Here is a 12,882-nt window from a genome sequence, read left to right as displayed (position 1 = left end):
TGGGTTTCAATGTCAACCAAAGGCTGCCCCGCAGTTCCCATTTTCTTCGACTTGCGTCGATTTCAGTCGATTCCAGTCGAATCGGAAGCCGCCTCACGCCAGCCCGTTGCGCTTCATCAGCGCGTCGATGCTTGGGTCGCGGCCCATGAAATCGCGGTAGAGTTTGTCGGCATCCTCGCTGTTGCCCTTGCTCAAAACCGTGTCGCGAAACGCCTTTCCAGTTGCCGCGTTAAAAATGCCCTCGCGCTGGAAGCGCGTGAACGCGTCCGCGTCGAGCACCTCGGCCCATTTGTAGGAATAATACCCCGACGCGTAACCGACCGGGCTCGAAAACAAATGGTGAAAACGGTTCACGTTCGTGCGCGCGGGCGGGTTGGTCGGAATCAGGCAGTCGGTGATCAGGCGGCGGATGCCCGGCTCGACGTCGGGCTCGCGCTTGAACTCGCCCGCGCTGATGTGCAGCAGCAAATCCATCGTGCCAAACGAAAGCTGGCGCATCTGCCCGCACGCCGAGCGGAAATTGCGCGCGGCAATCATGCGGCGGAAAAGTTCGTCCGGGATTTTCTCGCCCGTCTTGTAATGGCGCGCAAACAAATCCAAGCCCTCGCGCTCCCACGTCCAGTTTTCCATGATCTGCGAGGGCAGTTCGACAAAATCCCACGCGACGTTGGTGCCGTTGAGCGATTTCACGGGCACAGCCCCAAACAGGTGATGCATCAGGTGGCCGAACTCGTGGAAAATCGTCTCGACCTCGCGATGGTCGAGCAGCGCGGGCTTGCCATCAACGGGCGGCGTCATGTTGCCGCAAATCAGCCCGAGATGCGGTGCCCATGAACCGTCCGCGCGCGGCCCGCCGGTGACGAACGCGTCCATCCACGCGCCCGAGCGTTTCGACTCGCGCGGATACCAGTCGGAGTAAAACGAGCCGAGATGCGTGCCGTTCGCGTCATACACCTCGTAAAACTTCACGTCGGGATGCCACACCTCGACCTTGCCCGGTCCCGTGCCGGTTTCACGCTCCTTGACGGTGATGCCGTAAATGCGATTGCACACTTCAAACAGCCCCGCGAACACACGATCCGCCGGGAAATACGGACGCAACGCCTCCTCGTCGAAATCGTGCAGTTTCTTGCGCATTTTTTCGGCGTAATAACTGAGGTCCCACGGCGCGAGATGCTCGCCCTTCCTTCCCGCAAACGCCTCCAGTGACTCGCACTCGCGATCGAACGCGGGCTTGGTGCGGCGTTGCAGGTCGTTGACGAACGCGATTGCGCGCGCGCCGGATTTCGCCATGCGGCGCTCGAGAATCATGTCCGGGAAATGCGCCTTGCCGAGCAGCGCGGCCTTCTCGGCGCGCAACGCGAGGATGCGCGGAATGAGCGGCGTGTTGTCGGACGGCGCCCGCGCGCCGACGGCGTTGGACGCCTCAAACAGCTCGCGGCGCAAACTCGCATCGTCCGCGTAGGTGAGCACGGGATTGAGCGACGGCGCGTGCAAGGTGAAACGCCACGCGGGCTTTTCGGGCGTGGAGAGTCCCTTCGATTCGGCGTTGGCGCGCGCGGCGTTTTTGGCGCGCTCCGGCAGCCCGGCCAGGCGCGACTCGTCGGTGATCACGAGCTCGTAGGCATTGGTTGCGTCGAGCACGTTTTCGGAAAATTTCTGCGTGAGTTGCGCGAGCTCCTTTTCAAGCTCGGCCATGCGCGCGCGTTTCTCCGGCGGCAAATCCGCGCCCTGCTGGCGAAACTCCGCGAGCGTTTCGCTGATGAGGCGAAGCTCGACCGGCTTGCGCGCCGCGCCCTTCGCGTCCCCGGATTCCGAATACGTTTTCAGCCGCTTCCATAATTCCGCGTTGAGTGGAATGCTCGCGCCAAACGCGGTGACGACGGGCTGCATTTCGTTGTAGGCCGCGCGCACCGCGGGCGAGTCCGCCACGGATTTCAGATGCTCGACGCGATTCCAAACGCCCCTGAAGTGTTCCGTCACGCGCTCAAGCGCGGCGAACGTGTTTTCGTAAGTGAGCGAGCCAAGCGGCAGCGCGGCGATGGCGTCGACTTGCGCCTTCGCGTCGGCGATGGCCTTGGTGATGTCGGGCTTGACGCGATCAGGCGTGAGCCGCGACCAGGGTATTTCAAAACGGGCGTCGAGAAAGGGATGATCCATGATGCCCTCCATGCGACGGCATAAAGCGGCTGCTTGTCAAGTAGGGGCGCACCTCGCGTGCGCCCTCGCACCCGTCCGCATTACGGCCGGGCGCGCAAACAAAATGATTTTCGAAACCGAGGGCGCACGCCAGGTGCGCCCCTACATCCCGCGCACTTCCGCGTTCACCGCCTCGTGGCGCTCGACGATTTCCTTCGCGGGCGGCTTGCCGAGCAGGCTCACAACCACGATGGTAATTCCGCCGAGGACGAAGCCGGGGATGATTTCATAAATCGCAAAGGGCAGATGATGCTTGAACAGGATCATCAAAAGCACCGTCGCCGCGCCCACGAACATGCCCGCGGCGGCGCCGTTGCGCGTCATGCGCGGCCAGAAAAGCGACAGCACCACGGCGGGGCCGAACGCCGCGCCGAAACCGGCCCACGCGTCGCTGACCATTTTGAGCACCTTGCTGTTCGGATTCATCGCGATGACAATCGCGATCACCGCGACGACGAGCACCATGATGCGTCCGCACCAGACGAGCTCCTTTTGCGATGCCGTTTTGCGCAGAAACGCGCGGTAAATATCCTCCGTCAGCGCGCTCGAGGTGACGAGCAACTGGCACGAAAGCGTGCTCATGATCGCCGCCAGAATGGCCGCCAGAAACACGCCCGCGATCCACGGATTGAAAAGATGGCGCACCAGCTCGATGAACACCAATTCGCTGTTCTTGCCCACCGCGCCCGCAATCGCGGGATTGTTCGCGAAATACGACCAGCCGAAAACGCCCACGGCCACCGCGCCCGCGAGGCAAACCACCATCCACGTCATGCCGATGCGACGCGCGGCCGGAATCTTCGCGGCGCTTTCCGCCGCCATGAAACGCACGAGGATGTGCGGCTGCCCGACGTAACCGAGCCCCCACGCCGCGAGCGAAATGATGGCGAGCGTGTCGAGATCGTGCGTGAGGCTGAAGAAGCCGGGCTTCACCGCCACCGTGTCGGCAAAACTTTGCGCGACTCCGCCGCCCGAATAAATCACCATGAGCGGCGTGATGATCAGCGCGGTGATCATGAGCGAGGCCTGAATCGTGTCCGTCCAGCTCACGGCGAGGAAGCCGCCGATGAACACATACGTGATCGTCGCCAGCGCGCCAATCCAGAGCGCGGTGTTGTAAGGCATGCCGAACATCGACTCGAACAAACGCGCGCCCGCCACGACACCCGACGCGCAGTAAAGCGTGAAGAACACAAGAATCACCGCCGCCGTGAAAATGCGCAGGATGCTGCTCTTATCCTTGAAGCGCACGCTGAAGTAATCGGCGAGCGTGAGCGCGTTGTCGCATTTCTCGGTGTAGATGCGCAGGCGGCCCGCGACGAATTTCCAGTTGAACCACTGGCCGACGATGAGACCGATTGCGATCCACGATTGCGACACGCCGGAAAGAAAAATCGCCCCGGGCAGCCCCATGAGCAACCAGCCGCTCATATCCGACGCGCCCGCCGACAGCGCCGTCACAAAACTGCCGAGCCTCCGCCCGCCGAGGATGTAGTCGGACAGGTTGCTCGTTGAGCGGTATCCGAGCCAGCCCACGAGGAGCATAAGCACAATATAAACGGCAAAAGTGACGATGGTGGGAGTGTCAACGATCATAGGGTCAAACAGATGGTAGAATTTCGTGGTGCAATAAAAACCGCACAGAGTGGGAAAAACTCGAATGGGTGGGAATGACAAAAACAGCGTTTCGCAAAAAAACGCGCGTCCCAAAGGTTTGATCACCCGCAAGCGCACAAACCGGCTTGTCACCCCGCCGCAAAACGCCTCTCTAACCGGCATGGATTGGACACAACTCGACTGGCAGGCGCTCGACCGGTTGCGCGACGGCTTCATCAAGGGAACCGCCGCCGCCGGCCCCTATTGGCGCACGCCCGCCGACCTCGCCAACTACGACATGACCTACGCCGAGCGCATCGGCTGGAAATGGGACGCCGTCCTCTCCGAACTCCGCCGCCGCAACTGGACGCCTCCCGCCTCCGCGCGCGCTCTCCTCGACTGGGGATGCGGCAGCGGCGTCGCCTCGCGCCGCGTGCTGCGCGCCTTCGGACCGGAAAACTTCGACACGTTGCACCTCTGGGATCACTCGCCGCTCGCGCGCGACTTCGCCGCGCAAGCCGCACGCCGCGACTTCCCCGACTTGAAGATCGAGCACTCCGCGCTCCGCACTCCGCCTTCCGCATTTGTCCTCCTCCTCAGCCACGTCATCAACGAGCTTTCCGACGCCTCGCTCGCCGAGCTCACCGCCCTCGCCCGCCGCGCCGGGGCGGTCATCTGGGTCGAACCCGGCACGCATGCCGACAGCCGCGCGCTCGTGTCGGTGCGCGAAAAATTGCGCGTTGATTTCGACATCGTCGCCCCCTGCGCGCACGCCGCCCCCTGCGGACTCCTCGCGCCCGGCGCGGAACGCCACTGGTGCCACAATTTCGCCGAGCCCCCGCGCAACATCTACGCCGATTCTGATTGGGTGAAATTTGGCAAGCGCGCCGGCGTCGATCTGCGCAGCCTCCCCTACAGTTTTCTCGTTCTTCAAAAAAAATCCGCTCCTTCAGCGGGGACCGCGCGCGTCTCGCGTGCTGACAGCGTCGTCCCCGACGCTGCCGCCCGCATCATCGGCCGCCCCCGCATCCACAAGGCGCACGCCGCGATCTGCAGTTGCGACGCCGGCGGCGTCAACGACCTCACCCTCTACAAACGCGACGCCACCGTCCTCTTCAAACAACTCGACCGCGCCCCCGCGCATCCGCCGCTCTACATTTGGAAACGCGATCCGTCCAACCCCTCAAAAATCCTCGGCGGCGCACCGTCCTGAAAACACACGAAGGCGAGTAAGCCGGAGTCAGCGCGATCAAAGTCGCGTCCACGACAATCAGCCTTTGCGCAAGGGCGTCGTTTGCGGCACCCCTGTTTGCCTCACCCTCTGCCGCGGCTTCTTCTCAAATCAAACGAAACCTGCACCACGCATTCGCGGTTTGCCCCTGTTGTGGCGCGTTGAAAACGCCACTGGCGCAAAACCGTTGAACGCGCAATATCGTCCAAATCCGCATGCCCCGAACTCCGCTCAACATCAACCGAGCGCGCGCGGCCCGATGCATCAACCACCACGGCCAGTTCCACCACGCCCTCGCGGCCTTCACGTCGCGCCAGTTCCGGATAAAGCGGCTCGGGCATAAACGTCACCGCCCCCCCCAGCCTGCCCGATTTGGAGCCGCCAAATTTACCGCTTTCAAACCCTGCAAAAGAAAATCCGCCCGCATCAAACCCGCCCGGACCTCCGGCAAGCGATGCCCCGTGCAGCCCCGCCGTCCCGAACGCCCCGTCCCCGCCTGCAGCGGATATTTGTCCGCATGCCTCGATCCACGCGAACGCATCCAAACGCGATTGCGTCAATTCCTCCGAAGCAAATTCCGATGCCACCGCAGCCAGTTCGTCTCGCGTCAACGCCGGCAAATCCTCATCCGTCGGTGCGTTCGTTGTTTCGCCTCCAACCGAGCCTCCGCCCGCGCGCGCCGCGCTCATGGAGGAGGCATCGACCAGCACAAACGCATTTTCAGCATCCGTCTCGGCACCACCTCCCGCAATACCCGCATCCCTGGTCGGGGTCGCCGGCATCAAAAACAGCGCCGCAAGCAACGCCGCCGTGATGAGCATCGAGAACGCATATTGCGCAAACCACGCGCCAATGACCGTGGTCGCGCTGAATTGCCGGAACGCAACCACCGCCCACTTGCACCTCTCCGGCACGCGCTTCCAGCACCAAGTCAAAAGACGAAACCTCGCGTTCATTCTTTCCGCATGAGACGCATCCAGTGCGTGATCTCTGCTTGCAAAAACTCCATCCCCTCGGCGCAACAAACCGCTCCATTCACCTAAAAAAATGAACATGAACGAGAAAATATTTTTTTTCCAATTACTTAAGAGCATTAAGACCAATGATTAAACACATATGAGACAATGGCTCATTAATAATGAGATTGAGATTGACTCCCAGTAACATCGCGAAAATCGTCCCGTTGCGATAAAAAAATCAAACTATTCATTTTTTTAACACTAACATCATGAACAACACGCTCACACGCCTGACTTCACTCACCGCCGCTCTCGCGCTCGCCCTTCTCGCCGGCTCCGCGACGCTCAACGCCCAAGCCGACGCCAAACCGCTTTCGGTCACCGATCTCGTCGCCGCCATTGACGCCAACGTCGGCAAACAAATCGTCGTCGAGGGCATGGCCACCTGGGTTTGCCCGCACATGGGCTGCAAGGCGCAGATCATCAACGCCGACGGCGAATCCAAGACCGCGCTCCTCCTCACCCAGGGCAAGGGCGCGCCCAAGTTCTCGCCCGAGCTTCGCGGCGACACCCTCCGCGTCACCGGCATCCTTCACGAAACCCGCGTCACCGCCGCCGACCTCGACGAACAGGAGGCCGCCATCAAGAATCCGAAAAACACCGGCGCGCACGATCACGATCACGGCCACGGCAAGGACGACGATTGCGAAAGCTGCCCCACCAAGAAGCAAGAGGTCTCCGCTGAACAGCTCGCCAAGACAAAGCAGGCCCAGCTCGCCCGCATCGCCAAACATCGCGAACTGCTCGCCAAGAGCAAAAAAGGCTATCTGTCCTCGCTCTCGTTCGAAAGCCTCTCGTGGCAAAAAGCGGACTGAGCCCCCGCGACGCCGCAGCCATCCCTTCATCCCGACTTAAATCGACTCCCGTCGATTTAAGTCGATTTAAGACGCCCGCCATCCTTGAGCACCGCCCGCCCGCCCACTCCCGCCACTCCCGCCGCTCCGCCGCCCCCGCAACGCCCTCCCCGCTGGCGCGCCCTGTTTCGCGTGCTGCACCGCGACCTCGGCTACCTCTTTTTCGGCGCGACAATCGTGTATGCCGTTTCCGGCCTCGCCGTGAACCACCGCGCCGACTGGAACCCCAACTACAGCGTCGAAAAACGCACGCACGCCGCGCCCGCCGAACTCGCCGCGCGCACCCCGTTCACCAAGGACGCCGCGCTCGCCCTCCTCGCCGACGCAAAAGTCGATGCGCGCTACAAAAAACACTTCGCGCCCGACGACCGCCACATCCGCATCTTCGTGGACAACGGCGCCGCCACGCTCGACCGCCAGACCGGCGCGCTCGACATCGAAGTCCTGCGCCGCCGCCCGGTCCTCGCCACCTTCAACAGGCTCCACCTCAACCCCGGACGCGCCTGGCTCTGGTTCGCCGACGCCTTCGCCGCCTCGCTCCTCATTATCGCCGTCACCGGCCTCTTCCTCCTGCGCGGCAAAAACGGCATCACCCGGCGCGGCGGCCTCCTCGCCGCCCTCGGCATCATCATTCCGTGCATCATCGCCTGGCTCAGTTTGTAAATAAACCGGCGCGGGTCACGAACACGGGGCCGCGCCGATTTATCGCCACACGTCCCACACCTTATTCCACGCCGTAATAGATATCCAACGCCTTCGCCACCGCCGCCCGGCGCTTGTGATAATACCGGGCCATCAAACCTTGATATATGCATGTCACAAACCCCACCACTGCGTAAAGCAGCGTGTGACACATCCGGAACAATAACATGAGCTGCGCGTCGTCGAGCGCGTCATAAGGATTGTTCACTTTGTAGCGTCGGCTTGCCTGTTCCGTGTATTCGCGAAACTGCGGGATCAACTCCCGGTAAAGTCCCTCGTTAAAATGCGTGAGCTGCCATGTCGCATAGGCAAGTATCACAAACATGAGCAGCAATTGCGCGCGAACCAGCCAGTTGACACCCCTTTCGTTGCCGCGCGCCAATTGTTGCGAACCATGTATCTCCATCGCGCCCGTGCCCGCCGCGAGGCACGCCGCCACCGCGGCGGTATGACTGCCGCCCGCCGCAGCCAAAAGCGCCCCGATGCCGGCTATCCACATGACCATATGGCCGTCGAACCGCGCGACTTTCATTACGCGCTGGTAAACGAGTTCGGGAATGGGTGGAGGTTTGGCGGACATGGTTAAAATTAAGAATCAAGAATTGCGATTTAAGAAGGACAATCCGCCAATTCGCCAAAAGGCAAAACGAGAAAACTCCCGCCGCAACATTTCCGGCTTCTTACTTCTCAAATCTTAATTCTTAATTTCCCCCTGCGTGACCGAAAACCTCCCAGATTCATCCCAACCGCCCGCCGAAGGCCGAACGCCCTTCCCGTTCCGCCTGGAGTTTCCGCCGGAACTGCCCATCAGCGCGCGCGCGGACGAAATCACCGCCGCCATCGCGCAACACCAAGTCGTCATCCTCGCCGGCGAAACCGGCTCCGGCAAAACCACGCAAATCCCCAAAATGTGCCTCGCCGCCGGGCGCGGCTCGCGCGGCCAAATCGCCTGCACGCAACCCCGGCGTGTCGCCGCGCTCTCCATCTCGCGCCGCGTCGCCGAGGAACTCAACGTCAACTGGGGCCGCGAAGTCGGTTGCAAAATCCGTTTCGACGACCGCACCTCGCGCGCCACCGTCATCAAGTTCATGACCGACGGCATGCTCCTCGCCGAGGTGCAGAGCGACCCCATGCTCCGCGCCTACGACACCGTCATCCTCGACGAGGCGCACGAGCGCTCCCTCAACATCGACTTCCTCCTCGGCCACCTCCGCAACCTCCGCTTCAAGCGCCCCGAGCTCAAAATCATCATCACCTCCGCCACCATCGACACGGAGATGTTTTCAAAGGCCTTCGACGACGCCCCGATAATAGAAGTCTCCGGACGCACCTATCCCGTCGAAGTCATTTACGCCCCGCTCGACGACCTCGGCTCCGATTCCGCCTCCGACGAGAACGACAAAAACGCCCGCGCCGAGGCGCTCCACTACATCGACGGCGCCGTCGAGGCCGTCGAGCGCATCGTCCGCGAAACCGACACCGGCGCGGGAGGCGACATCCTCGTCTTCATGCCCGCCGAGCGCGACATCCGCGAAACCACCGACCTCCTCGAAGGCCGCGGACGCTCCGCCAGCGCGCGCCTGAAAAACTGCGAAATCATCCCCCTCTTCGGGCGCCTCTCCAACACCGAGCAACAGCGCGTCTTCGCACCCACGCAACGCCGCAAAATCGTCATCTCGACCAACATCGCCGAAACCTCGCTCACCATTCCCGGCATCCGCTTCGTCGTGGACACCGGCCTCGCGCGCGTCAGCCGTTACGCCCCGCAAGCGCGCACGCGCCGCCTCCCCATCGAGGAAATCGCGCAATCAAGCGCCGACCAGCGCAAGGGCCGCTGCGGCCGTGTCGCCGAGGGCGTGTGCGTCCGCCTGTATTCGGAAAACGACTACAACGACCGCCCCCGTTTTGCGCAGCCCGAGATCCAGCGCGCCAACCTCGCCGACGTCATCCTCCGCATGAAGGCCTTCGGCCTCGGCGACATCGAACGCTTCCCCTTCATCAACATGCCCGCCGCGAAATCCATCCGCGCCGGCTACGCGTTATTGGAAGAGCTGGGCGCGCTGGAAGAAGCCAGAAGGCCAGAGGACAGAGTGCCAGAAAGCCAGAGGCCAGAAGGCCAGAAGACAGACCACTCCGCCCCTCCGACATCTACTTCTCCGACATCTGGCACTCCGGCCTCTGGCACTCTGGTCTCTGGCCTTCTGGCCTCTGGCTTTCCGGCCTCTTCTCTCACCCCCATCGGCCGCGAGCTCGCGCGCCTTCCCGTCGATCCCACCGTCGGCCGCATGATCCTTGAGGCGCGCAAGGAAAAATGCGTGCGCGAAGTCGCCATCATCGCCGCCGGCCTTTCGATCCAGGACCCGCGCGAACGCCCCCTCGAAAAACAAGCCCAGGCCGACGCCGCGCACCGCCGCTTCGCCCACGCCGATTCCGATTTCCTCACGCTGCTCAACATCTGGGAAACCTTTCACGACCAGTTCGAGACGATGACCCAGTCGCGCCTGCGCAAATTCTGCCGCGAGCATTTTCTCAGCTACACCCGCATGCGCGAATGGCGCGACATCCACGCGCAACTCCTCGAAGTCCTCACCACCCGCAACGACTTTCGCAAGCAACCCAGCTCCGTCGCCGACGGACTCGACGCCAAACGCCTCGCGCGCGAGGGCGGCGTCCCCCTCCACTACGGCACGCCCGCCTACCGCGCCATCCACCGCTCGATCCTCTCCGGCCTGCTCGGCAACATCGCGCTCCGCGACGACGAGCGCGGCGGCTACAAATCCACGCACGACCGCCGCGTCGCGATCTTCCCCGGCTCCGTCCTCTTCACCCGCGACGAACCGAAACGAAAAGACGCGTCATCGACGCGCGGCAACGACGCGCGCAACAAAAAAGCGCCCAAGTCCCCCGCCGCGTTGATGGCCGCCGAGATCATGGAAACCACGCGCCTCTACGCGCGCACCTGCGCCCGCATCGACCCGCAATGGGCGATCGAACTCGGCGAGCACCTCCTCAAGCGCACCCACAGCGAACCCTTTTGGGACGGGCAAAAAGGCCGCGTCCTTGTCAAGCAGCGCACGCGCCTCCACGGACTCGAACTCGAAACCCACGCCGTCGGCTACGGCAAAATCAACCCGCGCGAAGCCACCGAAATCTTCATCCGCGAAGCGCTCGTCAACGACACCATCACCTGGCCCTTCGACTTCCTCATCCACAACCGCGCCATCCGCGAAAAAGTCGAGGACCTGCTCACCCGCGCCCGCGACAACCGCTACATGAACCTCGACGAAGGCGTCTACCGCTTTTACGCCGGGCGTTTGGCGTGCGGCGATTCATCGCCGCTTTCGACGGGCCGATTCATCGGTCCGCAATCTTCCGGAAGCGACGGGATAAATCCCGCCGTCAAAAGCGGTGATGAATCACCGCACTCCGTGTCCTCCGTCCCCGAACTCATCACCCTCGTCCGCGAACGCAAACCGCGCGACCCGCATTTCCTCGAAATGCAAATCGAGGACCTGCGCGCGCCCGAGGAACTCCGGCACGACACCCTCGCCTTCCCCGAAACCGTCCCCCTCGAAAACCGCGCTCTCCCGCTCTCCTACGCCTACAAACCCGGCCAGGCCGACGACGGCGTCACCATCCAAGTCAACATCCGCGAAGCCGAGGCGCTCACGCCCGCCGCGCTCGACTGGGCCGTGCCCGGGCACCTCGAAGCCAAGGTCGAGCACCACCTGCGCGCCGTGCCCAAGGAACTCCGCCGCGCGTTCATGCCCCTCGCCGAAACCGCGAAAACGCTCGCCGCGCAAATCACCTCGCGCGACCGCCTCACAGGCCGCCGCGAAACCATCGCCGAATCCCTTGCCGCGCAAATCGCCGAGCGCTTCAATATACAAATCCCCGTCGTCACCTTCGCGCAAAAACCGCCGCCCGACCACCTCCGCGTCCGCGTCCGCGTGCTCGACGACGACGGCGGGGAAATCTGCGCCAGCCGCGAACTCGATGAAATCCGCGCCGCGCTCGGCGCCCGCACCCGCGAAGTCAGCGCCGCTGTCTCGCGCGACGATCCCGCCATGTGGAAACGCGCGCGCAAGCGCCACGAAAAACCGCCCGCCGAAACATGGGCCTTCGGCGACATCCCCGAGCGCATCATCATCGGCGACCTCGCCGGCGTCCCCGTCGAGGCGTATCCGGGATTGTGCATCGGTTTGAGTGGCACGGGCGACTCGCCCGTGGGTTTGGAAAATGCAAAGATCAAAAACATGGGCGGTTCGCCCATGCCGCACAAACCACACGGACGGGCCGCCCGTGCCGCGCCACCCCCCGACGACGGCGTCTCCCTCCGCCTCTTTCGCACACCCGAAACCGCGCGCGAGGAAACCCGGCGCGGCCTCTTCCGCCTCCTCGAGCTCCACCTCAAATACGAACTCGCCTGGACGGAGCGCGACCTCGCCAAAAGCCTCCGCGCCCTCGCCCCGCTCGCCGCCTCCTTTCTCTCCTTTGAAAAACTCCAGGCCGGCGCCTTCGCGCTTCTGCGCCGCCACATCTGCGACCCCGCGCGCGTGCGCGCGCTCACCGCATCCGCCTTCGCCGCCGCCGCGACGCAAGCCACGCACGACGTGCGCACGATCATCCCGCGCCTCACCGAACTGCTTCGCGAAATCCTCACCGCGCGCGTCACGCTCCAAGTCCTCCCCGGCGCGCACGCCACGCTCGCGCGCGACGCGGCCTCGCTCATTTCGGAAAACTTCCTGCAAGACCCGTCCGTCACGCTCGAACGCCTCTCGCAATTTCCGCGCTACCTGAAGGCGATGCGCCTGCGCGCCGAACGCCACAAACAAAACCCCGCGAAGGACGCCGAGCGCGCCAAGCAACTCGCGCCCTACGAAAAAGCCGCGGCGTCGCTCGCCGCCGATCCGCGCCCCGAGGCGCAAACCTTCCGCTGGCTCGTCGAGGAATTTCGCGTGAGCCTCTTCGCGCAGGAACTCGGCACCGCCGAGCCCGTCTCCGCCGTGAAGCTCGACCGCGCGCTGGCCGCGCTGAGAAAAACCGGCGCGCCTCCGTCCGGCGCATCCGCCGCGCCCGCCCCCGCCGCGGCGCCCTCGCCCAAGCCGCTCATTTCAATGACGCCCTCCCCCGGAAAAAAATCCGCCCCGCTAAAAAGTCTCAACGCGCTCGATTCGTTCTTCAAGCGATAGGGCGTCACGCGAGCCTTCGACATGAATCGACGCAAATCGACTTGTGTCGAAGCAAGGCGGGTTATGAGGGGTTTGATTCCGATCCCGGC

General features: G+C 63.3%; 8 protein-coding genes. 4 read left to right on the top strand and 4 right to left on the bottom strand.

What is annotated here, in order from left to right:
• Positions 1 to 93 precede the first annotated feature (93 nt).
• A complete protein-coding gene (locus M2447_RS09505) occupies positions 94 to 2,160 on the bottom strand; it encodes a M3 family metallopeptidase (RefSeq protein WP_277558417.1) in 2,067 nt (688 codons plus the stop codon).
• A gap of 141 nt (positions 2,161 to 2,301) precedes the next feature.
• Positions 2,302 to 3,795: a sodium/proline symporter PutP gene (gene putP, locus M2447_RS09500; RefSeq protein ID WP_277558416.1), complete on the bottom strand. Its 1,494-nt coding sequence runs from the start codon at positions 3,793 to 3,795 to the stop codon at positions 2,302 to 2,304.
• A gap of 181 nt (positions 3,796 to 3,976) precedes the next feature.
• On the opposite strand from putP, the gene M2447_RS09495 reads away from it, so the two are divergent.
• Entirely contained in the window at positions 3,977 to 5,008 is a 1,032-nt protein-coding gene (locus M2447_RS09495; protein ID WP_277558415.1) for a small ribosomal subunit Rsm22 family protein, read from the top strand.
• Positions 5,009 to 5,109: 101 nt separating this feature from the next.
• Here the strand turns inward: M2447_RS09495 and M2447_RS09490 are convergent, their stop codons facing one another.
• Positions 5,110 to 6,120: an energy transducer TonB gene (locus M2447_RS09490; protein WP_277558414.1), complete on the bottom strand. Its 1,011-nt coding sequence runs from the start codon at positions 6,118 to 6,120 to the stop codon at positions 5,110 to 5,112.
• A 134-nt stretch (positions 6,121 to 6,254) separates the two neighbouring features.
• Between M2447_RS09490 and M2447_RS09485 the strand changes: the two genes are divergently transcribed.
• Both M2447_RS09485 and M2447_RS09480 read left to right on the top strand, forming a co-directional pair.
• Complete coding sequence (locus M2447_RS09485; protein ID WP_277558413.1) at positions 6,255 to 6,860, top strand: hypothetical protein; 606 nt, start codon at positions 6,255 to 6,257, stop codon at positions 6,858 to 6,860.
• Between the two features lie 84 nt (positions 6,861 to 6,944).
• Positions 6,945 to 7,562 carry a PepSY-associated TM helix domain-containing protein gene (locus M2447_RS09480; RefSeq protein WP_277558412.1) on the top strand — a complete coding sequence of 206 codons (618 nt, stop codon included), beginning with the start codon at positions 6,945 to 6,947 and terminating at the stop codon, positions 7,560 to 7,562.
• A gap of 61 nt (positions 7,563 to 7,623) precedes the next feature.
• Here M2447_RS09480 and M2447_RS09475 read toward each other — a convergent pair whose 3' ends face one another.
• A complete protein-coding gene (locus M2447_RS09475) occupies positions 7,624 to 8,181 on the bottom strand; it encodes a hypothetical protein (protein ID WP_277558411.1) in 558 nt (185 codons plus the stop codon).
• Between the two features lie 136 nt (positions 8,182 to 8,317).
• On the opposite strand from M2447_RS09475, the gene M2447_RS09470 reads away from it, so the two are divergent.
• Positions 8,318 to 12,793, top strand: a complete 4,476-nt coding sequence (locus M2447_RS09470; RefSeq protein ID WP_277558410.1) for a DUF3418 domain-containing protein — start codon at positions 8,318 to 8,320, stop codon at positions 12,791 to 12,793.
• Positions 12,794 to 12,882 lie beyond the last annotated feature (89 nt).

It is taken from the genome of Ereboglobus sp. PH5-10 (genome assembly GCF_029504735.1).
Lineage (GTDB): Bacteria > Verrucomicrobiota > Verrucomicrobiia > Opitutales > Opitutaceae > Ereboglobus.
The sequence above is the reverse complement of the archived record's forward strand: the minus strand, read 5'-3'. Positions and strand labels throughout refer to the sequence as shown.